Consider the following 26,461-nt stretch of genomic DNA (forward strand, 5'->3'; position numbering starts at 1 on the left):
ACATATTTTCTGCCAAGATGCGATCTTCCACGAGACGGACCACACGGTCCTTTGCATCCTGGTCAAATTTTCTTGGCATATTCCAGATTTTCCCATCTACTTAAACGGAACAAAACCTGGGGCACTTCATCACGCTGCCGAGGAAATTCGCATGGAAATCAAAGAATAGGTTTGCCCCTCTTACAGAAACTTCACCGAAATATCCCGATTGGTCAGGGCATCGACCAATCGGTGCAAATCAATTAACGAATGAGCCAGCCGATCCATGCTAGTCACCACAAGTTGGCCACCAGGGCGCACATAATTCAACGCCCCATCAAGCCCCGGACGTTCGGTAGATGAACGGCCAACAGTATCGGTGAAGATGCGAAGGCACTTCTCTTTCTTCATTGCTGCGGTTTGTCGTTCAAAGTTCTGTGTCGTGGACTGGGCTGACCCCATACGTCTCATCAATACTTAACTAAGTAGAAACAATATGAGTTCATATAAAGACATCACGACCTTCTCTACCTCCATGCTCGTCAAGTCTCTGGATACGTTGGAGATTTCTGCGGGAGAGGACAACGGTGACTGGGGTGCCCAATTTCCGCAAGGTGTTGCCATCTTCGTTCCCGAGGGTGAGTATTTCACTGTTCGCATTGAGTCTTTTTGAACAATCCCGTCGGATAAGAAACTGGTGGCAATGAACGCTATTAATGCGACGAATGACAACCTGGCTTTCAGCAAGGGTGCCTGGCCCCGGGAGTATAAACCATAACCCACAAGATGACGGTTTTGCTGGTTGATCGGCTCGGGGTATAGATCTACAGCGATATAGTTATATGCCACCTGGGAAAATCGATAAACCCGCAGGTTGAAGTGCCTTCGGATGGGTAAATACGCGCAGAATTCGCTGCAGCCGCCGCAGACACTGCGCGCTTTACTGCAGCGCAGAAGTTAGGCGCATGACATTGTCCACGTAGCGGCGGATAAATCCGCGCTCATTCCATTCCTCAAGGGTCAGCTCATGGCATACGGCCCGGTAATTGGATACGAGCTGGTTGAACTGGTCAATGAGGTCACCCTTGGCCACCAACATGGTGGATTCATAGTTCAGGCCGAACGAGCGCGGGTCCATATTGGAGGAGCCAAACATGCACAGCGGATCGCGGCCGGGGTCATCCGGGTCGGTGATGATGAACTTGGAGTGCAGCACAAAGGGGTAGGGGAATTGGTAGATGTGCACGCCCGCCTCCAGCAGCGCCTGGTAGTAAGAGGATTGGGCGTGGTTGACCATAAACTGGTCTGCCTTTGCCGATACATAAAGCTCCACGTCCACGCCGCGGTAGCAGGCGGTGGTCACGGCCTCCAGCAGGGATTCATCCGGGACGAAGTAGGGCGAGCACAGCACCAGCCGGTCCTTGGCGTGGTGTACCAGGGAGTTGAACATGCGCAGGTTTGGCTCAGTGGTGTAACCCGGCCCGGAGGGGATTATCTGGAGGTGGTTGGCGTCGGCAGTCTGGGCGTCGTCATAGGGTAGCTCATCCAGTGGCAGGTTCTCTTCTGCCTCGAGGTACCAATCCACGGCGAAGATTGCGGACATGGAGGTCACAATCGGGCCGGAAAGCTCCACCATGTAGTCAATCCAGTAGCGGTCCTTGGTCTTGTACTGGCGCTTAATCATATTCAGCGAGCCAATAAAGCCCACCTTGCCATCGATAATCACCAGCTTGCGGTGATTGCGCAGGTCAGGGCGGCGGAAGCGGCCCTTGTGGAGCTGGATGGGCAGCATGAGATGCCAGTCGACGCCTATCTCCGTTAGCCGCTTGCCCAGCGTGAAGTAGCCCTTGTACTTGAAGCTGCCGATCTGATCCAAGAGCAAGCGCACCTTTACACCTCGGGCGGTAGCCCTGCGCAGCGACTCAAAGAAGACGTCTGTGGTCTCATCCCAGGACTGGATGTAGATCTCGATGGATACGTACTTCTCGGCGCGGTCAATAGCGGCGGCAATGGCGCGAATGGACTCGTCATAATCCGCGTGCAGGCCAAGGTTATGGCCCACCAATGCTGGGAACCCGGTCAGCTCGCGGTTGAGCCGAATAACCGACTCTACTTCCGCCGAAAGGAGGCCCTGCGGATGATCCGGGGTGCGGGCTGTGACGTTTTCAATCTTCTCATTGGCTTCTTGCTGGATGCGGTGGCGACGCCGGTTGATATACGGCGATCCCATGAGCAAAAACAGCGGCAGGCCGATAAATGGCAGCACCAGAATAGCCAATAGCCACGCGGTGGAACTGGAAGGCCGACGGCCTTCCGGCACAAAACCAACGGCAATAATCTTGATGCCGTAATCAAGGATCAGGAATACGAGCTGCCAGAAGCTGAGATCAAGAGACCAAGACATTTAACGAACGGAATCGAAATCGGGCAGATCGTAATCTGCGATAAGCGGGCAATGATCAGAGGTTTTATCGCCGGCGCGCTCCACCATGTCTACCTGCGCGCCGGTCACATGCTTGGCAAGCGGGGCTGAAGCCAACTGGAAGTCGATGCGCATGCCCTCGTTCTTTTGGAAGCGCATGCCTTTGTAATCGAAGTAGGTATAGCGCTGGTCCTCCGTGAACCGGCGGGTAACTTCCTCGAGGCCGGCTTCTTCCAGCATCTGGAACGCGGCGCGCTCTGGCTCGGTGACATGAGTCTTGCCGCGGAATGCCTCAATATCCCACACGTCTTCATCGCGCGGGGCAATATTGAAATCACCGGTCATAAGCAGCTTGGATTGCGCATGATCTTCTGCATAGCGCGCCAAGTGATAGAGAAAGTCCAGCTTGTAGTCGTAGTGGCGGTCCGTAATCTCGCGGCCGTTGGGCACGTAGAGAGACCAGATTTCTACGCCACGGATGCGCGCCCCTAGTGCTCGGGCCTCACGGTCTTGCGGCTTTTCTGGATCTTTGGCAAAGCCTGGCTGGCCCGGAAAGCCGATAAAGACGTCCTCGGGCTCTTCCTTGGACACAATGGCCACGCCGTTCCACTGGTTGAGCCCGTGGCAGGTGACATGTAGGCCCGCGTCCTCGAAGGCCTCGCGTGGAAACTTATCGTCTTTTACCTTAGTTTCTTGCAGGCACAAAACATCGATGTCGTGCTTGGAGATAAGGTCCAGCGCCCGCTGTGTGCGGGTACGAACGGAGTTAATATTCCACGTGGCGATGCGCATGCCACATAGGTTACCTGCCCGCTGTAGCAAGGTCAGCGGGCAGTCCCATAAGGCTCACCGCCCAGACCGGAAGTCCGCAGCGCGGAGAGCTAGTCGCGCAGGCGGGCGTAGATGCGCCGGTGTTGCTCGATGAAACCGAGCTTCTCCGCCAGCCGCACGCCGGCGATATTCGAGGCCGGGACGGTGAGGTACGCGTGCTCAGCGCCGTTGTCGTGGCCCCAGTGCAGCAGGTGCTGGAGCGCGAGCGTGCCGTATCCGCGGCGCCGGAAGTCCTTGGCTACCTCGATGTCAGAAAGACCCAGCCACGTGGTGCCATCGCCGGATTCGCTCAGGGCGCCGCGGGCAATGGCGACGGTCTCGCCATCGATGGCCAGGCGGCCAAAGCCGAGCGTTCCCTCGACGTGAGAGCCAAGGCTCTGCAACGCCTCGGCAGAAAGGGTATCGGTGCGGGATTGATACATCGCCAGCCACTCGTCATCGGGCTGGGCGGTGAGGTGGAAGGTGGGGGAGGGAGAGGGGGCGTCGGCAAGCGTGGGCAGATCCCGCAGGACCATAGCGAGGATCTCTGGCTCGGTCTCCCAGGCGGGGTCGGCGAGCAGGCGCTCGGCCGGCTTGCCAATGCGCTCCGGGACTAGCAGGCGCACCGGAAGGTTGTGGCGGGCGTAGAAGGCCTTAATCTCTTCCAACGGCACTGGAGTAAAGCCCGCGGAAGGGCCAAGGGGCACGGCCGAGTTGGAGTGGCCGGAAACCCCGTCGCTCGCGCGCAGTAGCCAGGAACCATCGCTGGTCCAGGCGTGGTCTGTGCCGGGGAAGGCCGAGGCCGCGGCAACCTCCACTGCGCGGATATCGGAATTGCGGACCATGCGCGGGGAGAGGCGTTTAATGATCTTCAGCTGCTCCGGCGGGATCTCCACCGCCTCCAGGTCGGAGGGGTAGCCGCCGACCTCTTGTGGGCGAATGACCAGCGGATTGAGGCTCAGTACGTGCCCAATGACATCGCTATGCACATCGCCGAAGTCGCGCCGGGCCACCACGCGCTCGCCCACTTGGACGGCATCGGAGCGGAAAATGCGTGACATTAGTCGTCGTGGCCGAAGGGATCGGCGTCCTCACCCGGTACCCAGGAATAACCTGGCTCGGTCCAGCCGTGGCGCTTAATGGCCTTCTTGGCCTGGCGCTTATAGCGGCCAATGAGGGTATCGGTGTAGAGGAAACCATCGAGGTGGCCGGTCTCGTGCTGCAGGCAGCGGGCGAAAAAGCCATAACCCTCGACGGAAATGTCATTGCCGTTTTCGTCCTTGCCGGTCACGCGCGCCCAGTCGGCGCGGCCGGTGGGAAAGCCCTCGCCCGGCACGGAGAGGCAACCCTCGTCATCGGAGCCGTCGTCGGCCGGCATGGTTTCTGGAATCTCGGAGGTCTCCAGCACGGGGTTAATGACGCAGCCCTTGCGCATGCCCGCCTCTTCGGACGGCAGCTCGGTGCCATTGGGGCCATCCGTATCGGGGCAGTGGTAGACAAAGAGGCGCTTGCCAATTCCTACCTGGTTAGCGGCCAGGCCCACGCCATTGGCGGCGTCCATGGTTTCATACATGTCCGCGATGAGCTGCTGCATTTCCGGGGTGGAAATCTCGGATTCTTCCACCGGTTGGGTGGGTTCGTGAAGCACGGTCTCGCCGTGGATAACGATGGGGCGAATAGTCATGCCTTACAGTTTAGGCATGAACCCCTTGTCTGACCTAGACGCCGCCATTTTGGACTTCGAGGAAACCGCGCCGCGCAGCATCGGCCGCAAGGAAGAGGCTATCCGCGCGCAGCTGGACATCTCCCCGGTGCGCTACCACCAGCGCCTAAACCTGCTTCTCGACGCCCCCGCGGCCGCCCAATCCCACCCGCTTCTGGTCGCACGGCTGCGGCGCCTGCGCGAGGAGCGAGAAGACACGCGGCGCGCCGCGCGGGGAAATACCCCAGATAGTTAATTCTGAGTACTAGTGTTGCGTATGTGACTAATGTGAATCCGGAAAATTCGACCGACAAGGTATCCGACGAAACCCGCGCCGGCTCCGCTGCCGGTGCGTCCGCTTCCCGTGCAGCTAAGCGCCCCGCTGGTGGTGGCGCGCACGCTAAAAAGGGCGGCCTCCCGCTGCGCGGCCTGGCGATGGTCCTCATCGCCGTGGCCGTCATGCTCGGACTCTGGGCTTTGTACTCCATGACCTCAGGCGACGATGACTCCACCGTGGCCTCCGAGAGCACGCAGGAAAACTCTGCCGGTTCCACCATCGGTGCCGCGCCCGAAGGATCTGCCGGCCCCGACGCCGCAGGCTCCCGTGCCCCTGGCGCGCCAGGTGCTTCCGAGGGTGCGAGCGCCCCTGCCCCCGCACCGGCACCAGGTGAGGGCGAAAGCGATGCTGCAGGCGACTCGGCCGCGTCCGGCGCTGCCGATGAGGGAGCCGCGGCTGAGGGAGATGCCGCCGCAGGCGAGGAAAACGCCCACTCCGCCGCGCGCGACCGCAACGATATTAAGGTCAGCGTCCTCAATAACTCCGGCGAGGTAGACAAGGCCAAGAAGGAAGCCGATTCCCTCAAGGGTGGCGGCTTCAAGGTTGGCTACGTGGGCAACCTGCCGGGCGATGTCCTCACCGTTCCGAAGACCACCGTCTTCTTCCCAGAAGGCGATGCCTCCGCTGAGGCTCTGGCCAAGGAAGTCGCCGCTCGCTACCAGGCCGATATCGCCCCGATGAACCGCGACCTGCCTAAAGAAGCAACCGATGACGGCGCCGTCGTCGTCGCCCTGGCGGTACCGCAGGCCTAAGCAAGCCGCGCACCTGACTTAAAGTCCAAGGCCATCCGGCCGAAGAGCAAGCACCATAGTTCTTCGGCCGAATGCCTTGGACTTTTGTGATCTGAACTTGTCCGCGACCGCCCGTCCACCGGTGCGAACAGGTTAAATAAAATTCACGCCTTAATACCTGTCACCCGTTAAGCTGAATGGGTGAAGATCCCGGCAGAACAATTCGCCCGCTCTCCCGAACCAACGCTCGGCGTGGAATGGGAGGTGGCGCTCGTGGACCGTGGCACGCGCGACCTTGTCCCGCGCGGCGCAGAACTCATTGACCTCGCCACTGCAACCCACCCCGAGATTCATCTGGAAAAGGAATTTCTCCAGAACACGGTGGAGCTGGTCACCGGCGTCTGCCATACCGTGCCGGAAGCCATCGCTGACCTGAACACTTCCCTGAAGGCAGTGGAAGAAGCAGCCGATAAACTGGGCGTAGACGTCTGGGCCTCTGGTGGCCACCCGTTTACGGACTTCCGGGAGAACCCGCTTTCGGATAAGCCCAGCTATCAAGAAATCATCGCGCGCACCCAGTACTGGGGCAAGCAGATGCTGCTTTGGGGCACGCACGTGCACGTGGGCGTTAGCCACGAGGACCGCGTATGGCGCATCATCAATGCGCTGATGACCAAGTACCCCCACCTGCTGGCCATTTCTGCGTGCTCGCCCGGGTGGGAGGGCCTCGATACCGGCTATGCCTCCAACCGCACCATGCTGTACCAACAGCTGCCCACCGCAGGCATGCCGTATCAATTCCGCGATTGGGCCGAGTGGCAGTCCTATATGCGCGACCAGGCCATTTCCGGCGTTATTAATCACACCGGTTCCATGCACTTTGATATTCGGCCGGCGTCCAAGTGGGGCACGGTGGAGGTGCGCGTCTCTGATGCGACGTCCAACCTGCGCGAGCTCTCCGCCATCGTGGCGCTCACTCACTGCTTGGTGGTGTACTACGACCGGCTTATCGACGCCGCGGAGCCCCTTCCCACCCTGCAGCCCTGGCACGTGGCAGAAAATAAGTGGCGCGGTGCCCGCTATGGCATGGACGCGCTGGTGATTACCTCCCGCGAGACCGATGAGGCCTGGGTTAAGGACGAGTTAGCGGAGATGGTGGATGAGTTTAGCCCCATTGCGCGCGAGCTGGGATGCGTCAACGAGTTAAAGCTCATCCACGAAATTATCGATGGCGGAGCCGGCTATGAGCGGCAGCGCCGTCTCTTTAAAGAGACGGGCAGCTGGCGCGAGGTGGTCGAAGAGACCTGCCGCGAGTTGCACACCTTCCGCCCGCTCTAAAGCGGCGGGCAGGCGGGCCCGGGGCTAGTCCTCGGAGCGTGAATGGCGACCGTAGGCCGGGATATCGGGGATATCGGTGATGTCCTGAGCCGCCGGGAACGCGCGCGTTTCCGGCCCTACCGCGGGCATTTCTGCCGTTTCATCGCTGACGGGTTGCGCTGCCCGTGGATGAACCTGGCCCCTCCGGCTCGTAGCTGCCGTATTAAACGAGCGCGCCGGGAGTGCCCCGGCCTCCGCGGAAGCAGGTTGCGCACCAGCGGGCTTTGCGCCAGTGGGCTGCGCAGGTAAGTGGTGGCGGCCCGGGGCGGGCGCTTCCTCTTCCGGCTGGTTGCCAGGAATAAAACCCCACACCGCGTAGAAGGCGATAAAGAGGACGCCGGCGCCGGTGAAGGCCAACGTTCCCCACGGCTGCAGATCCCAGTGGTTGAGCGAGCGGCTAGCCGCAGATAGCCACACGGGTGCGGAGATAAACGGCATGGTTACCGCACACATAGCGAGCACCGACACGAAGCCAGCGACCTGCGCGCCGAGGATGCCGGGCAGGCGCTTGCCCAGACCTTGGTTGACGGCAACCAGCACGACGACGGCCAGCGGCACCGTCCACACCCAGTGGTGATACCAAGAGAAGGGGGAGACCAAGCAGGAGCTGATGCCGGCAAGCGCGAGTGCGGCGGAATTATTGCGGTGCTTCATCGCGGTGCGCAGCGCCAGGCAGGTCAAGATGAAGACCACGACCACGGCGGCGAGCCAGATCCAGCCGCCATCGATGCCCCATGCGCGGACCATCACCGAGCGAATGGACTGCGCACCTGGGTTGGTGTGCTCGCCCACGCGGGAGGACTTAAAGATAGCGTCGGTCCAGAAATCGGCGGCATCCGGAATGGTCACGAAACCAATGGCAACGGTCACCGCGAAGGTAAGGATGGCGATGATCGCTTGCCACCAGCGCTTCTGGAAGAGCAAGACCAGACCCATATAGGCCGGGGTGAGCTTCATACCCGCGGCCAAACCAATGCCGATGCCGGGAAGAGCGCGCTTGCGCGGGAGGATGTCCAAGGCCACCAGCAGCATCAAAAAGATGTTGATCTGGCCAAAGAATAAGGTGCCGTGCACCGGTTCATTCGCCGGGGTGCAGCACAGCAGCAAAACGCCCAGCAGCCAAATTGCCGGGGAGAGCTTGAGGCCGCGCTCGCGCAGGACCAGCATAATAACCGTGAACAAGGCGAGGGCGGTGCCGCCCTGCCAGAGAAGGATCAAGGGGGCGTCGGCAAGCCTGGAAAGCCACGTGAAAAGAGTGCCGGAAAAGGGCGGATAGGTAAAAGGCAGGTCGCCGATGTAGGCGTTATCGTAGAGATCCGCGCCTTGGGCCACCTCTCCGCCGGCGAGCCAATAAATCTTCAGATCCAGGGGGACGCGCCACACAAAGGCGCTATTGCCGTCGAAGATGCTGAAGCGGTAGACGATGACGCCGATAAGGGCGGCGAGCAAAGTCACCACAGTGGGAAGCCCATAAAGCTTTTTCACGGTGAAAAGCGTCTCCTACTTGCGGCGCAGCGACTTCGCGGCGGGTCGGTCGTTGCGGGACATGGATTCCTCGGTGCCATACAGACCCTCACGGCGTGCAATACGTGAGGTGCGCTGCGCGGTTACCGGGCTAGTGAACATGGCAAACAGTACCAGCAAAACGAGTATTCCTAAATCCCCGCGCTCGGCTACGCTGAAGGATTCCGCGCCAGTGATGCGGATGATGGCGCCGAGGATGGTGAGGATAAGCCCTGTGGTTTGTGGCTTGCTTACCGCGTGTACACGAGACATCGTGTCCTTGAACCGAGCGATGCCGATGGCTGCGGCCAAGGTGAGGACGCTGCCGCCAATAATGAGGATGAGCGAGAGTACATCTGCAATAAAGGACCAGCTCATTGGCTATCCCTCTTCCTAAACCTAGTGACGGACACGGTGGAGATGAATCCCAGTAGCGCAATGACCAGCATGGCTGAGACCACGGTCGTGTTAAGTGACCAGCACATATAGGTAGCCAGCGCGCACTGGAACATCGCGGTAAAGCCATCCATGCCCACCAAGCGGTCCAGCGAATTGGGGCCGGTGACAATACGCCAGACGGTGATGAGGAAGGAGACCACCAGCAGCGCGGCGGCCACCAGCAAAATCGCGTTATAGATCTGCGGATCCATTAGGGGTGGCTCCTTTCAAAGATGTCGATGAATGAGGCCTCAAGGTGGGCCACGGCACCGATTTCGCGCTGAATCTGGGCCTCATCGCGGGCGTCTAAGATATGGACGGTAATCATGCGGTTGGCAATGTCGATATCGGTCACCGTGCCGCCTGGCTGCAGGTTATACAGCGTTACGGCCAGGGAGAGTACGAACTCATTATCCAAGCGCATGGGCAGCTCCAAGATGGCGGTCTTGGGCACCGGCTGCGGGCGCACGGCCAGCCAGCCCACCTTGAGCGAGGCGTAGAACAACTCCCAGAACCAGCGGAGCATGAACACAATGAGCTTGCCCCAAGAGACGTCGATGCCGGTGATAGGCATGGCTGGCAGCGGCAGGGCAAAGACAATGACGACGCCGATGATAAGCCCTGCCACCAGGTTGCCCACGGTGACCTCGCCCATGAGCATGCACCACATGACTACCAGCCAGACGATGAACCACGGGCGGAAGCGGTGGCGCAGACCGGAAAAGCGCATGTTAGTCATCGCTAATATCCTTCCTCTTGGCGGCGTCCGGGGACTTTACATCCGTGGAATGCGAATCGCGGCCACCGGCTTCTGGGTCGGTGCGGGCATCTAAGTCCGGTGAGGCCGGAGGCTCCGCCTCAGGGGAGGGGTTGCGGCGATTTTCATAGGAGTCCGCGCCGCCGGTGTAGCGCTCCTTCTGGTTGAGATGGCGGGTGGGATCATCCGCGCGGTCGCCCAATACCGCGTACTGGTAGATAGAAGTATCTTGTGCGGATTCGGCAGCGCGGGAAGTCACGCCGGACATTGGGCCGGCCAGGAAGGTAATGGAGGTGGACGCGGCCACCAGCAGGGTAGTAGAAGCAATCATGCCAAAGGGCACGCGGCCCACATCCTGGCGGGCGGAAAATTCCACCTCATCGGTGATATCGGAGAGCGGGGCGGGGCGCGCGAGAGCCACGTTGCCTTCCGGGGCATCGGCGCGGTCGCGTTGGAAGCCCTTGGCCCACACCAGCATCATGACGTAGAGGGTCAGCAGCGAGGTAACCACCGCACCGACGATGAGCACCCATGCCATCCAGGAACCTTCATTAGCACCGGCCTGCAGCAAGATGACCTTGCCCAAGAATCCGGAAAACGGTGGGATACCGCCCAGGTTAATGGCCGGGATGAAATACAAAATTCCGATCAGCGGGGCCGAGTACATCAGCGAACCCAGGCGGCGCAGCGACGAGGTACCGGCCTGGCGCTCAACCAGTCCGACCACCAGGAATAGCGCGGTTTGGACCAGAATGTGGTGCACGGCGTAGAAGATGGCGCCGGACAGGCCCTGGGCGGTGCCGAGGGAAACACCGAAAATCATGTAGCCAATGTGGCTGACCAGGGTAAAGGACAACAGGCGCTTAATATCGGACTGCGCAATTGCGCCCAGGATGCCCACCAACATCGTGGCGAGGGCGACCCACATGAGCACGGTATCGAGCCCACCGGCGGTGAAGACGGAGGTGCGGGCGCGGATGATGGCGTAGACACCGACCTTGGTCAGCAGGCCAGCGAACACGGCCGTAACTAGCGACGGCGCCGTGGGATACGAGTCCGGCAGCCAGGCGTCCAACGGAACCACGGCAGCCTTAATACCGAAGGCGACGAGCAGCGTGGCAAAGATGGCGGTGCGTGTTCCCTCCGGGATGTCCTGCATGCGCTGGCCAATCTGGGCCATGTTCATCGTGCCCACGGAGGAATACACAAAGCCCAACGCGAGCAAGAAGATCATGGACGAGGCCATCGACACCATCACGTAGCCCACACCGGCGCGCACGCGTCCGGCCGAGGCACCCAGGGTCAACAGCACATACGACGCCACGAGGAAGACCTCGAAGCCCACGTAGAGATTGAAGAGGTCGCCGGCCAAGAAGGAAATATTAACGCCCATGGTCAGCAGCATGTAGGTGGGCAAGAAGACAGCCACCGGCTCGTCCTTGGTGCCATCGCGCACACCCTGGGAAATGGCGTACCAAATGACAGAAAACAGCACCACGGAGGACGTAAAGAGCATCACCGCAGAGAGGCGATCCGCCACGAGCGTGATGCCCACTGGGGCGTCCCAGCCACCTACTTGCAGCGTTTGGATACCCTCAAAATCCGCAATGAGGATGAGGATGGCATTAACCACTGCGGTAATGAGCAGCGAGAAGAACACGATCTGGCGCTGCGCATTGGGGATGCGGCAAAAAATCAAGGCGAGGGCCGCGGCCACCGCCGGGATGATAATGGGCAGCGGAATGAGGTAGCCGATGTAGGGAAAGAGGACATCGACAAGCGGCTGTACGGTCTCACTCATCGCGGGCCCCCTTTACCGGCTCCTCGAAGGATGCAGGACCGAAATTATCGCCTTGCTTGGTGGCGCGGCCCGTAGTCGGATCATTGGACGCATCGTGGTCCGGGCTGGCGGCCGCATTGCCAGGGCGTGCGGCCTTGGCGGCAATTGCGGTATCTTCCGCGTCATCTTCAATGACATCGTCTGTACGGTAGCGGTACTGCCGGTAAGCCAAGGTGAGGATGAAAGCGGTCAACGCCATGGAAATGACGATGGCGGTCAGAATCATTGCCTGCGTCAGCGGGTCCGCAATCTCGGCGCCGAAAGGTTCCGAGTCGCGGCCATCGATAGGCGGGGAACCGGCCGAACCGCCGGACTGCAGCAAGAAGAGGTTAGCGCCATTGCCCAAAAGCAACAGTCCAAGCAGCATTTTGGTCATGGCGCGGTCCAGGAGTAGGTAGACGCCCGCGGCTACGAGCACGCCTGCAGCCAGGAGGAGGAAGAGGTTGGCTTCCATTTATTTCTCCTTCCCTGTGGTGGCGGTTGTGCTTGCTGTAGCGGCTTGTTTCTTTTCCTTGTGCTGGGCCCGTTGTGCCTTTTGCTTGGCGGTGCGTTGGCGTTGCTGCCGGGCCAGCGAGCGGGCGCGATCACGGGCACGTTGCTTACGCATATCCTCTTCCTCGTCCAGCTTGGCACCCAACGAATTCAAGATATAGAGCGTGAGCCCCACGACGATGAGGTAGACACCTGCGTCAAAGACCAACGCTGAAGGCAGTGAAACCTTGCCGATGAGCGGAATCTCCGGCGAGGTGTATCCGCTGGTAAGCGGCGGGTGTCCAAAGAACATCGGGGTCACCGTGGCCAGTGCGGACAGCAAGAGACCGGTGCCCATGGTGCGGCCGGCATCAATAGGCAGGGTTTCTTCCAGCTCCGCGCGCCCACCAGCCAGGTAGCGCAAGATGAGCGCTAGCGCTGCGACGAGGCCGCCGGCAAAGCCGCCGCCAGGGGCATTGTGGCCGGCGAAGAAGAAGTAGAAGGACAGTGCGACCATGGACGGAAAGAGCACGCGCGTGGAGACATCGATCATCAGCGAGCGGTTGAGTGCTTGCTCTGATTCCACCCCGGCGGCCAGCCACCGCCGGCCGGTAACCCGCAGGGTGGGACGGCGACTTTCGCGGCCGAAGGATTGGGTGCGATAAATCAGAGAGACCACGCCCAGCGCGGCAATGATGATGACCGTGATTTCGCCAAAGGTATCCCACGCGCGCAGGTCTACCAACAAGACGTTGACAGCATTGGCGCCGTGTCCAATCTCTTTGGCCAGATCCGGCATGAACTCGGAGATGGGCTTAGACTGACGTGCGTTAATAGCAAACATCGCCACCACGGTGACGGTAAGGCCCGTGCCCACGGAAAGCCACGCGCGCAGGCGCCCCATCTTGGGGTCCTGCTTCCACTCGGTGGAGGCCGGCATGCGGCGCAGCACCAGCATGAAAAGAACCATGACTATGGTCTCCGTCAGTAGCTGGGTAAGCGCCAAGTCCGGCGCACCGTGCAGAGCGAAGATGAAGGCGAGGGTATAACCGGTCACGCCCACGATGATGACGGCGGACAGACGGTTATCGGTGACCGTGGCGGCCACCGCGGCCACAATAATGATGACGGCGGCCACGATCTGCCAGGGATTTTCCGCCACAATCATCCGAATATCGGTGAGGTCGCCCTTGATGAGCATGGCTACCGGCAGCAACATCAAGGTGGCAAAAATGACCGTGAGGTTCAGCTGCAGGGAGCCGCGCTGCGTGGTTGCCGTCGTGCGCAGCGAGAGCTGGCGCAGAAGAGCAATGACCGAATCATAGGCATCATCCGCATTACCCAGCGCAGGGTAGGTGAATTGCCACTTGACCAGGGCTTGGCGTTGCCAGTGCATGACAATACCGCCCACAATAATGAGCACGGAAAGGCCCAGCGCCACGGTAAAGCCGTGCCACAGCGCCAGCTCACTATGCTCCTTCGGGCCAAAGGTGGAGTTGAGGTGCTGGTCAAAGGCCGCCGAGAGCGGCTTGGGGAATATACCCAGTACCACGGTCAGGGCGGTCAGTAGGGCAGGGGAGAGCCATAGTCCCATGGTGACGGGATGCATCTTGGCGACGGCCTCTGCCGGCTCCGTGCCATTAACCTCCGGCTTGGTAGCAAAGGCGCCCCACAAAAAGCGCAGGGTATAAGCCATGGTGAGGATAGAGCCGAGGACATAGGCCACGAGCATCATATTGCGCGGCATGCCGGCCAGTAGGTCCTCGTGCATGGTGGCTTCCAACACGGCCTCCTTGGCCACGAAGCCAAAGAGCGGTGGGACGCCGGCCATGGACAGGCCAGAGATGATAGCGATGCCAAAGAGGAAGGGCTCCTTGCGCCCTAGGCCGGATAGCTTGGTGATATCCCTCGTGCCTGAGCAGTGGTCGATGGCGCCGACGACCATAAAGAGCGCCGCCTTAAAGAGCGAGTGCGCAAAGGTCAGCGCAAGTGCGGCCTGCATGGCCTCGCGGGAGCCTACAGCTGCGATGGAAGTAATAAAGCCCAGCTGGGAGACAGTGCCGTAGGCCAGCACCAGCTTCAGGTCGCGCTGCTTGAGCGCCATCCAGCCGCCCAGCAGCATGGTAAATACGCCGAGGGAGATAACCACCACGTGCCAGGTGGCAACCTCATACATCGATGGCGCGAGGCGCGCGACCAAGTAGATGCCTGCCTTCACCATCGCGGCGGAGTGGAGATAAGCGGAAACCGGCGTCGGCGCCGCCATCGCACCCGGCAACCAGAAGTGGGCCGGCGCGATGGCGGACTTCGTTAGCGCGCCCGCCAAGATGAGCACGATGGCGACCGTGACAAATGGCGTCTGGGCAAAGTGCTGATAGGCGGTGATATCGCTAAAGGTCCACGCTCCGGTCTGGCGTCCGAGCAGGATGATGCCCATGAGCATGGACAGCCCGCCCAGTGCGGTGACCATGAGTGCCTGCTGCGCGGCGCGGCGGGAAGACACACGCTCCGCGTAGTAGCTGACCAAAAGGTAGGACAGCATGGAGGTAATCTCCCAGAACACGTACATCAGCAGGAAATTATCCGCGGCCACCAGGCCAAACATGGCGGTGGCAAAGCCCACCATTTGCGCGGCGAACATGGCCAGGCGGCGCCGCGTGCCATCGAAATAGCCCCAGCAATACACCAGTACCAGCGCGCCCATGCCCAAGATGATGAGGCTAAATAGCGCGCCTAGTCCGTCCAAGCGGAGACTAAAACTCAGGTTGGCGGACGGCATCCATTCCACGGTGCGTTCGACCGCGCCGCCGTCTGTGAAGGTGCCGCGCAGGAAATGCATGAGAGTCCACACGAAGCCTGCGCCGGGGACCAGTGCCAAAATTCCAAAAGCCGGGCGACCCATTCGCATGTTGAGCAGCGGCGCGACCACGGAGGCGGCGATAAGAGCACCCAGAAGTACTAGCACGTTGGTTACTGCGCTCCTTATGGTTGTGTCACGTTCTTCTGCCCCGCTGCCGCGAATACCACGAGCACACACACGAGAACACAGCTGACGAAAGGCGAGAACATTCACGAGCCGCGCGCCGCTGAGTACGCCGCGGCGGCACAGTGCAAGCAACATGGCCGAGCGCGGGGCCAACTTTTTGCCACTTTACCGGTTTTTCCACGGCTTTGAAAGGAATAATTTTATGCACTGTATTATATGCCGCTATTTCGGGCCGTTCTAGAGTAGAAAGAAACCCCGCATCCCATCGGTTCGGGACGCGGGGAGTTGGCGGCAAGCCGCTAAACCGAAGCGGCGGCAGCCGCGGTGGCCGCGGCGGCCGGGAGGGGTGAGCCCTTAGGCGTAGCGCTGCAAGAAGAGTGCTTCCGCGGCGGCGATGTTCTCGATCTCGGTGGGGTCGACGGACTCATTGGCGGAATGGATGGTGCACTTTGGCTCCTCCACGCCGTAGAGAGCGATCTCCGCGTTGGGGTGAGCCTCCTGCAGCTCGGTGGTCAGCGGAATGGAGCCGCCCATGCCCTGCGCGGCGGTCTCCGCGTTGTAGGCCTCGGAAAGGCACTCGCCCAGCAGGGCAGCGGCTGGCTTTTCGGGATCGGTGGCAAAGCCGGCGTTGGATTCCAGCACCTCGGCCTTAACATGGGCGCCCCATGGGGTGTGGGCGCGGAGGTGATCGCAGACGGCGTCGGCAATCGCGGCGGCATCGGCGCCGGCCGGAACGCGCAGGTTGAGCTGGGCGGAAGCGGTGGCGGGCACGGCGTTGACAGCCTCAGACACAGGGGTCGAAGTAAAGCCGGTCACGGTAATGGCCGGGCGGGACCAGACCATGTTGGCCACCGGGGTGGCGCCGGCCGGGTCGTCTTCGCCCATGATCTTGGTGCCCTCCAGCAGCTGCGCATCGGCGCGGAAGGCCTCGGCCGGGTACTCCTGGCCGGACCACTCGGCGGTGGTATCCACGCCGTCGATAACGGTGCGGCCGTACTCATCGGACAGGGAGTCGATGGCGCGCATCAACGCCTTGGCGGCATCCGGTGCCGCGCCGCCGAATTGACCGGAGTGGACAGCGGAGGCCAAGGTATCGACCTGCACGCCAATCTGCGCACCGCCGCGCAGGGACGTGGTCAAGGTGGGCTGGCCCACAGCGGCGTTACCCGCATCGGCGATGAGGATAGCGTCGGCAGCAAAAAGCTCCGGGCGATCCTTGATGAGCTGGGACAGGCCCTCGCCGCCGCGTTCCTCGGAGCCCTCGATGAGGTACTTCAGGTTCACCTTGGTGCCGCCGTTATTATCCACCGCGCGCAGGGCGGCCAGGTGCATGGCCACATTGCCCTTGCAATCGGCGGCGCCGCGGCCGTACCAGCGGGTGGAGCCATCGGCGGCCTCGCGCTCGGTAAGGGTGAACGGATCGGATTCCCAAGCCTCGCGGTTGCCGGCCGGCACCACGTCATAGTGGGAGTACAGCAGTACCGTCTTGGCGCCTTCATCGCCCTTGCGCTCACCCAAGATGGCGGTGGAGCCATCGGCCGTGGTGATGGTTTCCACGCTCACTCCGGCCTCTTCCAGTGCGGACTTAACCCACTGGCTTGCGCCCTTGGTCTGGTCCTCCAAACCTTCCTCGTCGTGGACGGAATTAAAGGCCACGAGCTCGCTGAGCTGGCGGAAAATGGTCTCGCGATCGTTGCGAATGCTTTCATTAAGTGCAGTCATGTTCTCTACGGTACCCGCCCTCCCCAAGCTATAGAGCAACCGGAATAGGAAAACGCTGGGGTGGTGAACTAAAATTTTTTCATTCCACCCTATGCGGATTTTGTCCGTTCGGACCCTATTCCGGGAAGAAACCGGCGCCAAACAGACAGAAACGGACGTAGCGGGCTGCAATCCGTTGTAGCCCGCTGCGTGGGTGAAATAAGAAACTTTCATAGCCGAGAATAGAAAGGACCTGGCATGGCGAACGCATCATCCGCCGCAGGTTCCAAGGCCTCCCTGCCCGAGCTGACTCTGCGCGGCATCATTATCGGTGGCCTGATTACCCTCATCTTCACCGCCGCCAATGTGTACTTAGGCCTGAAGGTGGGCCTGACCTTTGCTACCTCCATCCCGGCCGCCGTGATTTCCATGGCGGTGCTGCGCCGGTTCAAGGGCCACAACATTAAAGAAAACAACATTGTGCAGACCATTGCCTCTGCCGCGGGCACCTTGTCCGCCATTATCTTTGTCCTCCCGGGCCTGGTCATGGTGGGCTACTGGCAGGGCTTTGGCTTCGTGCAGACGGCCGGCGTATGCATCATCGGCGGCGTGCTGGGCGTGATGTATTCCATCCCGCTGCGCCGCGCTTTGGTCACCGGCTCCGATCTTCCCTACCCGGAGGGCGTGGCCGCGGCCGAGGTCCTCAAGGTGGGCGATGAGAATGCGTCTGGCACCAGCCAGGAAGAAAATGCCAAGGGCCTGCGTGTCATCGTCGCGGGTGGCATTACCTCGGCCGTCATGGCGCTGCTGACCGCAATGAAAGCCGCCGCCTCCGAGGTCACCGCCTATTTCAAGCTCGGCGCTGGCGCGACCACCCTGGGCACCAGCCTGTCCACCGCGCTTATCGGCGTGGGCCACCTGGTGGGCCTGCCGGTAGGCATTGCCATGCTGGTAGGCGTGGTGATTTCCTACTTCATCTTGCTGCCTATTTTCACCACCGGCGATATTACGGGCGCCACCGCGCTTGCCGACGTCGTCGATACCACCTTCTCCGATGACATCCGCTTCATCGGCGTGGGCACCATGGCCATTGCCGCCATCTGGACCCTGCTGAAGATCGCCGCTCCCATTGCTGTGGGCATCCGCCAGTCCCTAGCCTCCTCGCGCGCCCGCAAGTCCGGCTCCGCCGTGGACGTCACCGAGCGCGATATTCCCTTCCCCTATGTCGCCACCACCATCGTGGCGTTCATGGTGCCTATCGCATTGCTGTTGTGGGACTTTGTGCGCGGTACCGATATCCACGACCACATGGCCGTGCTCATCACCGTCTCCGTCCTCTTTACCCTGCTGGTAGGCCTGATTATCGCCTCCGTGTGTGGCTACATGGCCGGCCTGATTGGTGCGTCTAACTCGCCAATTTCCTCCATCGGCATCATCGCCGTGCTCGCCGCCTCGCTGCTCATCGCGGCCGTCACCCGCGGTACCACTGCGGATCCTTTGTCTTTGGTGGCCTACACGCTCTTCACCGCGGCCATCGTCTTTGGCATTGCCACCATTTCCAATGACAACCTGCAGGACCTCAAGACCGGTCAGCTCGTCGGCGCTACTCCGTGGAAGCAGCAGGTAGCGCTCATCATCGGCGTGGTCTTCGGATCCCTGGTTATCCCGCCGATTCTGCAGGTCATGCTCAATGGCTTCGGCTTCCAAGGCATGGAAGGCGCCGGCGAAGACGCCTTGGCCGCCCCACAGGCGGCCCTGATGTCCTCCGTTGCCTCCGGCATCTTCGATAGCTCGTTGGATTGGAACCTTATCTTCATCGGTATGGCCATTGGCGCTGTCCTTATTATTATTGACGAGCTCCTGCGCAAGTTCACCGATAAGTACTCGCTGTCCCCGCTGGCCGCCGGCATGGGCATGTACCTACCGGCCGCCCTGACCATCGTCATCCCTATCGGAGCCATCCTGGGCACCTTCTATGACAAGTGGGCCGCGAAGCAATCCCACCCGGAGTTTGCCAAGCGAATGGGTACCCTCCTGGCTACCGGTCTCATCGTGGGTGAGTCCCTCTTTGGCGTGGTCAACGCCGGCATCATCGCCGCCGCTGGCGGCGAGAACCCGCTAGAGATCTTCGAGGGCGGCACGTCTGCCACCATCGTCGGCGTGATTCTCTTTATTGTCGCGCTGACGTTCATCTACCGCTGGACTAAGCGCACGGTCAAGAGCTCCTAGTTTCTGATCCATTCCTTATAATATAATGGCGTCCCTTCGCGGGGGCGCCATTTTTTCTTGCAGTCGCGGTGGTAGAGTGCCAGAATGGTCGTTAGCACTCGCACAGTATGAGTGCTAGATAGATCTACATCGTTGTGGTTGAGGTTGGTTCACACTCACCAGCCATGCCGTCGCGGGCGTCCGCAGCGAGAAAGACGTGAGTGTCGTCCTCAATAAACCAAGGAGCACAAACACAATGGCAAAGATTATCGCTTTTGATGAAGAGGCCCGCCGCGGCCTTGAGCGCGGCCTGAACACGCTTGCCGACGCCGTCAAGGTCACCCTCGGCCCCAAGGGCCGCAACGTCGTCCTAGAAAAGTCCTGGGGCGCTCCGACTATTACCAATGACGGTGTTTCCATCGCTCGCGAAATTGAGCTCGAGGATGCTTACGAGAAGATCGGCGCCGAACTGGTCAAGGAAGTTGCCAAGAAGACTGACGACGTCGCTGGCGACGGCACCACCACCGCAACCGTGCTGGCACAGGCTCTGGTACGCGAGGGCCTGCGCAACGTAGCCGCAGGTTCCAACCCAATGGGCATCAAGCGCGGCATCGAGACCGCTACCAAGAAGGTCGTGGACTCCCTGCTGTCTTCCGCCAAGGAAGTAGAAACCCAGGAGCAGATTGCTACCACCGCTGGCATCTCCGCTGCTGACCCGGCCATCGGCGAGAAGATCGCCGAGGCCATGTACACCGTGGGCAACGGCTCCGTAAACAAGGACTCCGTTATCACCGTGGAAGAGTCCAACACCTTCGGCGTTGACCTTGAGGTTACCGAGGGCATGCGCTTTGATAAGGGCTACATCTCCGGCTACTTCGCTACCGATATGGAGCGTCAGGAGGCAGTCCTGGAGGATCCGTACATCCTGCTGGTTTCCTCCAAGATCTCCAATATCAAGGACCTGGTTCCGCTGCTGGAGAAGGTTATGCAGTCCGGCAAGCCGCTGCTCATCATCGCTGAAGATGTTGAGGGCGAGGCCCTGTCTACCCTCGTTGTGAACAAGATCCGCGGCACCTTCAAGTCCGTTGCGGTTAAGGCACCGGGCTTCGGCGACCGCCGCAAGGCCACCCTGCAGGACATGGCCATCCTCACCGGCGGCCAGGTCATTTCCGAGGAGGTCGGCCTCTCCCTCGAGACCGCCGAGCTCGAGTACCTGGGCCAGGCACGCAAAGTTGTCGTCACCAAGGACGAGACCACCATCGTTCAGGGCGCCGGTTCCCAGGAGCAGATCGATGGCCGCATCAAGCAGATTCGTGCCGAGATCGAAAGCTCCGATTCCGATTACGACCGTGAGAAGCTGCAGGAGCGCCTGGCTAAGCTCTCCGGCGGTGTTGCCGTCCTCAAGGTCGGTGCCGCTACCGAGGTCGAGCTCAAGGAGCGCAAGCACCGCATCGAGGACGCAGTCCGCAATGCAAAGGCTGCCGTGGAAGAGGGCATCGTTGCCGGCGGTGGCGTGGCCCTGCTGCAGGCCGCTTCCGTTCTGGACTCCCTGGATGACCTCAAGGGCGACGAAGCTACCGGCGTCAAGATCGTTCGCGAGGCTCTGTCTGCACCGCTGAAGCAGATTGCACACAACGCTGGCCTAGAACCGGGCGTTGTTGCTGACAAGGTTTCCTCCCTGCCGGCGGGCGAGGGTCTGAACGCTGCTACCGGTGAGTACGTCAACCTCATGGAGGCTGGCATCAATGACCCGGTTAAGGTCACCCGCTCCGCTCTGCAGAACGCTGCGTCTATTGCAGCGCTGTTCCTGACCACCGAGGCTGTTGTTGCTGACAAGCCTGAGCCGGCTGGCGCCAACAACGGCATGCCGGATGCTGATGCCATGGGCGGCATGGGCTTCTAGGTCCCGAAGACGAGGTATTAGGGCACGTTTTAGAGCCCTCTAGCCCCTTCTGAGCGCCCCGTTTCTGTGCTTTTGAGCGCATGAAGCGGGGCGCTTCGGCGTGTCTGCATCATTCTGCTTAATTGGTGCGATACAGCGGCGCCTCGTCTTTACGGGAAAGCCCTCCGAAGATGCTCGTCATAGCTGATTTCGATTTGGGCTGCGGGGTAATGAACAACCCGGAACCTTATCGCGGTTGAAGGCTTAACAATTACCGTCACAGCTTTTAACACCTTAACCATGCGTCTCAGTGACCCCGTATAGGGGTAACTGAAGGGCAGAAATTTATAAAAGTTTTTCGCTCTCAGAGGTGGAGTTTCAGGCCTATCTATCGTTCGTTACACGGAAAAGCGTTACAGTGTTAAGTTTTAATTCACCTACCTATTTGGGGCGTGGCAAAAAGCCCAGTTCAGTGGACTTTGAGTTGGGGTAAAAAGTTTTTAATGACTGCCATAATTTATAACCCCATCCTTATCAAGTTGCCAATGTGCCGGAACGTTCATGCGAATTTGACTTGATTTCGTCCAAACTTGTGCCAAAATAAATCATGTGACGCCCACTGAGGGTGTCTGCAAACTGCAAACCCCTCCGCGGCAAAAGCTTCGGATCTATTTTAGGAGTTCAAATATGGATCTCTCTAACGTAATCACCCACCTGGACAACTTCGTCACCACCTGGGAAGGCTGGGGCAAGATCCTGGGCAACGTTGGTTCCTTCTTCCAGAACACCATCTTGGCCTTCGACTTCCTGTCCTCCGAGCCTGAGGCAGCTGATTTCTTCCCAGGCACCTCTTCCCTGATTACTGAGAACAAGTAATTCATTTACTTCTCATCGGGGCCTTTTAGGTTCTGATCTTCAATCATCAAATACTAGTCCTAAGGAGATAAAATGGACGGCTTCATTAACTTCGCAATCGGTTCTTCCGAGTTCGCAAACGACCTGAACATCTACGCAACCCTGATCGAGCCGCTCGTTCAGATTGCTAAGGGCGCTTCCGACCTGCTCGGCATGTTCGCATAAGAACATCCTTCAGTTCTGAGCTTTAACGCTCGCTGAAGAAGGAAGGCCTACCGAATCGGTAGGCCTTCTTTTTGTTTTATTGCTCAATTGGGGGCAGGGGTAACTGCGAAAATTTAGCGCGCTTGATGCCTACATTCGGGTTACACTTAATGCATGGCTGATATTAAAGACGACGACCTTCCCGAGATCGACCTGGCAAAAACTGACGGCTACGTCGTCGATGGAACCGATGAAGATGATCCTTCGCTGATCATGCCGGATGGTTCCCCGGTTCAGACTTGGCGGGAAAATTACCCCTATGATGAACGAATGACTCGCGATGAGTACGAGTCTGTGAAGCGTGCTCTGCAGATTGAGCTGCTGAAGTGGCAGAACTGGACCAAGGAAACCGGCCAGCGCCACATCATTATCTTTGAGGGTCGCGACGCGGCCGGCAAAGGTGGCACCATTAAGCGTTTTAACGAGCACCTGAACCCGCGTGGTGCCCGCACTGTGGCTCTGGAGAAGCCGTCGCCGCGTGAATCTACCTCCTGGTACTTCCAGCGCTATATTGAACACTTCCCAGCCGGTGGCGAGATCGTCTTCTTTGACCGCTCTTGGTACAACCGCTCCGGTGTGGAGCGCGTTATGGGCTTTTGTACCGAAAGCCAGCACGCGGAGTTCCTCCGTGAGGTTCCGATGCTGGAGAACATGATTCTTGGCTCGGGAATCTCCCTAACTAAGTTGTGGTTCTCTGTTACCCGTAAGGAGCAGCGCACCCGCTTCGCTATCCGCCAGATCGACCCGGTGCGCCAGTGGAAGCTATCCCCGATGGACTTGGCTTCGCTGGATAAGTGGGATGACTACACCCGTGCGAAGGAAGAGCAGTTCCGCTATACGGATACGGAAGAGTCGCCGTGGATCACCATTAAGTCCAACGACAAAAAGCGCGCCCGTATTAACGCGATGCGCTATGTGCTGTCCAAGTTCGAGTACACGAACAAGGACCACGAGCTGGTGGGCGAGGTCGACGAAAATATCGTCAAGCGTGGTCGCGACCAGATTGGTGACTAGGTTGAGCTAAATTAGCCGCACATTAAGCGGGAAACTCGGTAAGCCCGGGTTTCCCGCTTTTTGTTTTAGGGGTACCAAAAGGGGGTAAATGGGGAGGAATAGTTTCACGGAAATTAGGGGATTTTAAAAGGCTATTTCCGTGCGGTTATGTTACGGAACCGTAGGTAACATTGTCGAAAACTGTTTGTGGTCTCCGTCTCAAAATATTTAGCATTGCTGTTATCTCAATCTCATCTAACTCAAGATGTGACCTACAACACCACGAGGGGACAGTGATGATGAAGAAGCACGTAACCGCCTGCCTGACGGCGGCAGCAGTACTGGCGGCACCAGTTGCGGTATCTGGCACGCTCACGGCAGGGGCAATCGCCCAGGAAGCCCCGGCGCCTGCGCCCGCGGCAGACCAGAAACCAGATGTATTGGGGCGCCCAACTTTCTCGGAGAAGCAGGTATCCGATGAGGAAGGCTACTTCGACAGCGCTCACGGCCAGGGCGTGAAGATCTACTACCGCAAGCAGAAGGTGGCCAACCCACGCGGTGCGGTGGTTCTTGCGCACGGTGTCTCTGAACACTCGGGGCGATATGATTACGTCGCCAAGCGCCTGCTGGATGCGGGCTACAACGTCTACCGTGTAGACCACCGCGGGCACGGAAAGTCCGCGGGCGGCAGCGTGCCACTGGGGCACATCGATAACTTCCAGTACATCCTGGATGATTTCGACCATGTGGTGGACATGGCCAAGGAAGAAAATCAGGGAGTAAAGACCTTCCTGCTGGGCCACTCGATGGGCTCGCTGACCGTGGAGGCCTATGGCATCCGCGAGCCGGGCAAGGTTGATGGCATCATCACCAACGGTGGCGGGGCGCCGCTGAACCTTTCGGGCAGGAATGTGGCCGGAAAGAATATCACCCCGGATGATATTTCTGAGACCCAGAAGAAGCTGGATCCCACCATCTTTGAGCGCTTGCCGCTAGCCCAGCTCACCAGCTTTAATGCGCACTATGCGCAGAACTTGATTCCGCACCGCACCGAAATCGGCGCACAATCGCCGGAGTGGAGCAAGGAGATTCAGCTGTCTAATCCATTAACGGATGGTATCTCCACTAGCCATGCGGTGAAGGACGAGTATGCTTCGAGCCCGCTCATCGCGCAGAAGACCAGCGCCGGTACCGCCCTGCAGTTGGCGGCAATCGCGAATTATGACGCCGTCAATGCGGATCTCTTCACCGCCCCGACGCTCATCATGCACGGCACCAAGGACGGCATCGTGCCGCCGTACTTCTCCCAGGATTGGTACAACTCCATCTCTTCCGAAGATGTGGAGTATGTGACTTGGGAAGGCCAGAAGCACGAGGTCTTCAATGAGCCGGCTGCCGATCAGGCCCTCGATACCGTCGTGGACTGGCTCGACCGCCACGCCTAAAATACGTGGACCTCAAAGCGAGAACTCTTGGCAGGCATGCAGTGCTTGCCAAGAGTTTACGTATATGTAACCGCCTCGTTGCCCAGGCCGGATAGAAATTGAATTATGAAAAATAAACTCTGTGCTTTCTCATCTGTCCTGGCGCTCACCGGAATGGTGGGCGCGCCCATTGCGGCGGCCCAGTCCTCGCTTCCGGGCTCCTCCTTCGGTTCTTCTTTGGGGTCATCGTTGGGCTCTTCCTGGGGGTCTTCCCAGGGCTCGTCCGAGGGTTCCTCCGCTGGGGACGAGGCGCAGCCGGAGGAAGCCGCTGAGTCGCGGGTGCTGTGGCAGGAAAGCTTCGATGAGGTGGATACCCCGGCGTGGTTTACCCACCGCGCGCCGGAGGGGTGGAAGACCGACGTGCAGGGCGTGGACTCGGGCGAGGCCCGCTGGAAGGGCTGGACCTTTGGCGATATGCGCCACTGGACCTGGGCATCGGGTACCGATATGCGCCACTACTTCACCCAGGCGCATGACACTTTCGCCATCATTGACAACAAGCAGCAGCGCCTCGCCGAAGGCGATTCCATGACCGCGGGTCTAAAGAGCCCGGCCATCCCGGTGGCGGGGCAGGAGCGAGTGAATGTGGAATTCGACCACCATTACCGCCAGGGCAAGGACGAGCAGAATGCCACGGTGACGGTCTCCTTCGATGGTGGGGAGGCCCAGAAAATCGCCGTCTTTGATAAGGATGTCTTCTCCAAGCACGAGTCCATTGGCGTGGACGTGCCGGCCGGCGCGAAGAATATGCAGGTTAGCTTCAGCTACAACAACGGCAATGATGACTGGTGGTGGGCGGTGGACAACGTGGGCGTCGTCAAGCCGCTCGGTGAGCTTCAAGGCTCGCCGCAGGCTACCGTGGACGTGCTTTCCGACGTCCAGGGCGACCCCCAAGACTACAAAGACGCGGTCCGCCAGTTGAACGGTATGGAGGACAAGGCCGGGGCTCTGGTGCTCAACGGCGACCTCGTGGACGATGGCTCGCAGCAGCAGTGGGATGATTTCTTGGCCGCGCACAGTGAGGTGCCGCACGATTCGGGCAAGGAATTGTGGACCATCGGCAACCACGAAATGTATGGCAAGGAAGGCTCTAAGACCTACCTGGATCGCTTCCTGAAGTACTCCGGCCAGGACAAGCCGTGGAAGGAAGAGGTGGTGGATGGGGTGCCACTGATTTCGGTGAATACCGAGTTCTATTCCGATATCCTGCGCCACGGCAAGGAGCCGTTCCAGCGCCTTAGCAAGGAGCAGCTCGATTGGCTAGATGAGCGCCTAGCTTATTGGGATGCTAAGGGTACACCGGCCCTAGTCTTTAGCCATCCGTTGCTGCCGCAGACGGTTTCGATGTCCCATTCGGCGTGGTACCAGAATGACTTTGAGGACCTCGAGGCGCTTTCCAATGTGGTCAATAAGTACAACAACATCGTGTGGTTTAGCAGCCACAGCCATTCCTCGCTGCACCAAAATAACTGGTGGGGAACCCGCCGCTACGACGGCACCGGCGAGGCCGGCCGCACCGGTTTCCCGGTGGTCAACACCGGCGCCATCCTCAATGAGTACCTGCCGGATGGCGATAATGACGAGACAATCGTCAAGGAAAAGGAAGAGGCCTCCACCGGACTGCGGGTCAAGGTCTTTGCTGACCGCGTCCGGGTGGAGGCCTGGGACTTTAAGTCCGGCGAGATGATTAAGTATCAGGACTTCGCGCGGTAGCGCGCAGA

24 protein-coding genes are annotated in these 26,461 nt (G+C 59.8%); 11 read left to right on the forward strand and 13 right to left on the reverse strand.

The genetic code is table 11. The features are described from left to right. Positions 1–180: 180 nt before the first annotated feature. Positions 181–450, reverse strand: coding sequence for a recombinase family protein (locus MHY24_RS05550; protein ID WP_350223468.1), 270 nt, complete (start codon positions 448–450; stop codon positions 181–183). A 25-nt stretch (positions 451–475) separates the two neighbouring features. On the opposite strand from MHY24_RS05550, the gene MHY24_RS05555 reads away from it, so the two are divergent. Then, positions 476–652: a hypothetical protein gene (locus MHY24_RS05555; RefSeq protein ID WP_239228640.1), complete on the forward strand. Its 177-nt coding sequence runs from the start codon at positions 476–478 to the stop codon at positions 650–652. Positions 653–919: 267 nt separating this feature from the next. Here MHY24_RS05555 and cls read toward each other — a convergent pair whose 3' ends face one another. The 4 genes from cls to MHY24_RS05575 form a co-directional block, all read right to left on the reverse strand. Further along, positions 920–2,383 carry a cardiolipin synthase gene (gene cls / locus MHY24_RS05560; RefSeq protein ID WP_239228641.1) on the reverse strand — a complete coding sequence of 488 codons (1,464 nt, stop codon included), beginning with the start codon at positions 2,381–2,383 and terminating at the stop codon, positions 920–922. After that, complete coding sequence (locus MHY24_RS05565; protein ID WP_204610918.1) at positions 2,384–3,193, reverse strand: exodeoxyribonuclease III; 810 nt, start codon at positions 3,191–3,193, stop codon at positions 2,384–2,386. It abuts the gene before it with no gap. Between the two features lie 89 nt (positions 3,194–3,282). Beyond that, the gene (locus MHY24_RS05570) at positions 3,283–4,272 is read right to left on the reverse strand and encodes a GNAT family N-acetyltransferase (protein WP_204610919.1); all 990 of its coding nucleotides are present in this window, start codon (positions 4,270–4,272) and stop codon (positions 3,283–3,285) included. After that, positions 4,272–4,895 carry a peptide deformylase gene (locus MHY24_RS05575; RefSeq protein ID WP_005325608.1) on the reverse strand — a complete coding sequence of 208 codons (624 nt, stop codon included), beginning with the start codon at positions 4,893–4,895 and terminating at the stop codon, positions 4,272–4,274. Before MHY24_RS05575 ends, MHY24_RS05570 begins: the two co-directional genes overlap by 1 nt. Before the next feature lie 16 nt (positions 4,896–4,911). On the opposite strand from MHY24_RS05575, the gene MHY24_RS05580 reads away from it, so the two are divergent. From MHY24_RS05580 to MHY24_RS05590, 3 genes are all read left to right on the forward strand, one after another. Then, positions 4,912–5,169 (forward strand): DUF3263 domain-containing protein, encoded by a 258-nt coding sequence (locus MHY24_RS05580; RefSeq protein ID WP_040425406.1) that lies wholly within the window; start codon positions 4,912–4,914, stop codon positions 5,167–5,169. Positions 5,170–5,192: 23 nt separating this feature from the next. Then, positions 5,193–6,002: a LytR C-terminal domain-containing protein gene (locus MHY24_RS05585; protein WP_239228642.1), complete on the forward strand. Its 810-nt coding sequence runs from the start codon at positions 5,193–5,195 to the stop codon at positions 6,000–6,002. Between the two features lie 180 nt (positions 6,003–6,182). Beyond that, positions 6,183–7,319, forward strand: coding sequence for a glutamate--cysteine ligase (locus MHY24_RS05590; RefSeq protein WP_204610920.1), 1,137 nt, complete (start codon positions 6,183–6,185; stop codon positions 7,317–7,319). Between the two features lie 24 nt (positions 7,320–7,343). Here MHY24_RS05590 and MHY24_RS05595 read toward each other — a convergent pair whose 3' ends face one another. The 8 genes from MHY24_RS05595 to MHY24_RS05630 form a co-directional block, all read right to left on the reverse strand. Continuing rightward, complete coding sequence (locus MHY24_RS05595) at positions 7,344–8,843, reverse strand: glycosyltransferase 87 family protein (protein ID WP_239228643.1); 1,500 nt, start codon at positions 8,841–8,843, stop codon at positions 7,344–7,346. Positions 8,844–8,858: 15 nt separating this feature from the next. Next, positions 8,859–9,239, reverse strand: a complete 381-nt coding sequence (locus tag MHY24_RS05600; protein WP_179387013.1) for a monovalent cation/H(+) antiporter subunit G — start codon at positions 9,237–9,239, stop codon at positions 8,859–8,861. Next, the gene (locus MHY24_RS05605) at positions 9,236–9,511 is read right to left on the reverse strand and encodes a monovalent cation/H+ antiporter complex subunit F (protein WP_005325614.1); all 276 of its coding nucleotides are present in this window, start codon (positions 9,509–9,511) and stop codon (positions 9,236–9,238) included. The genes MHY24_RS05600 and MHY24_RS05605 overlap by 4 nt, the downstream gene beginning before the upstream one ends. Beyond that, on the reverse strand, positions 9,511–10,038 hold the full coding sequence (locus MHY24_RS05610; protein WP_204610922.1) for a Na+/H+ antiporter subunit E: 528 nt from the start codon (positions 10,036–10,038) through the stop codon (positions 9,511–9,513). The genes MHY24_RS05605 and MHY24_RS05610 overlap by 1 nt, the downstream gene beginning before the upstream one ends. Beyond that, on the reverse strand, positions 10,031–11,857 hold the full coding sequence (locus MHY24_RS05615) for a Na+/H+ antiporter subunit D (RefSeq protein ID WP_239228644.1): 1,827 nt from the start codon (positions 11,855–11,857) through the stop codon (positions 10,031–10,033). Before MHY24_RS05615 ends, MHY24_RS05610 begins: the two co-directional genes overlap by 8 nt. Then, the gene (locus MHY24_RS05620) at positions 11,850–12,350 is read right to left on the reverse strand and encodes a Na(+)/H(+) antiporter subunit C (RefSeq protein WP_239228645.1); all 501 of its coding nucleotides are present in this window, start codon (positions 12,348–12,350) and stop codon (positions 11,850–11,852) included. Before MHY24_RS05620 ends, MHY24_RS05615 begins: the two co-directional genes overlap by 8 nt. Continuing rightward, positions 12,351–15,332, reverse strand: a complete 2,982-nt coding sequence (locus tag MHY24_RS05625; RefSeq protein WP_239228646.1) for a Na+/H+ antiporter subunit A — start codon at positions 15,330–15,332, stop codon at positions 12,351–12,353. It lies immediately after the preceding gene. Positions 15,333–15,707: 375 nt separating this feature from the next. Further along, positions 15,708–17,075, reverse strand: a complete 1,368-nt coding sequence (locus MHY24_RS05630; RefSeq protein WP_239228647.1) for a M20/M25/M40 family metallo-hydrolase — start codon at positions 17,073–17,075, stop codon at positions 15,708–15,710. Positions 17,076–17,312: 237 nt separating this feature from the next. Between MHY24_RS05630 and MHY24_RS05635 the strand changes: the two genes are divergently transcribed. From MHY24_RS05635 to MHY24_RS05660, 7 genes are all read left to right on the forward strand, one after another. Beyond that, positions 17,313–19,283, forward strand: a complete 1,971-nt coding sequence (locus MHY24_RS05635) for an OPT family oligopeptide transporter (protein ID WP_239228648.1) — start codon at positions 17,313–17,315, stop codon at positions 19,281–19,283. A 235-nt stretch (positions 19,284–19,518) separates the two neighbouring features. Continuing rightward, the gene (gene groL / locus MHY24_RS05640; RefSeq protein WP_023019954.1) at positions 19,519–21,165 is read left to right on the forward strand and encodes a chaperonin GroEL; all 1,647 of its coding nucleotides are present in this window, start codon (positions 19,519–19,521) and stop codon (positions 21,163–21,165) included. A gap of 666 nt (positions 21,166–21,831) precedes the next feature. Beyond that, the gene (locus MHY24_RS05645) at positions 21,832–22,020 is read left to right on the forward strand and encodes a hypothetical protein (RefSeq protein ID WP_239228649.1); all 189 of its coding nucleotides are present in this window, start codon (positions 21,832–21,834) and stop codon (positions 22,018–22,020) included. A 72-nt stretch (positions 22,021–22,092) separates the two neighbouring features. Then, positions 22,093–22,224, forward strand: coding sequence for a hypothetical protein (locus MHY24_RS12055; protein ID WP_255712198.1), 132 nt, complete (start codon positions 22,093–22,095; stop codon positions 22,222–22,224). A gap of 153 nt (positions 22,225–22,377) precedes the next feature. Next, positions 22,378–23,277, forward strand: a complete 900-nt coding sequence (ppk2, locus tag MHY24_RS05650) for a polyphosphate kinase 2 (RefSeq protein ID WP_023019951.1) — start codon at positions 22,378–22,380, stop codon at positions 23,275–23,277. A 275-nt stretch (positions 23,278–23,552) separates the two neighbouring features. Next, entirely contained in the window at positions 23,553–24,701 is a 1,149-nt protein-coding gene (locus tag MHY24_RS05655; protein WP_239228650.1) for an alpha/beta hydrolase, read from the forward strand. A gap of 105 nt (positions 24,702–24,806) precedes the next feature. Beyond that, positions 24,807–26,453: a metallophosphoesterase gene (locus tag MHY24_RS05660; protein WP_239228651.1), complete on the forward strand. Its 1,647-nt coding sequence runs from the start codon at positions 24,807–24,809 to the stop codon at positions 26,451–26,453. Positions 26,454–26,461: the final 8 nt, after the last annotated feature.

Source organism: Corynebacterium sp. ACRPQ (assembly GCF_022347225.1).
In the GTDB taxonomy this organism is placed as follows: Bacteria; Actinomycetota; Actinomycetes; order Mycobacteriales; family Mycobacteriaceae; genus Corynebacterium; species Corynebacterium tuberculostearicum_D.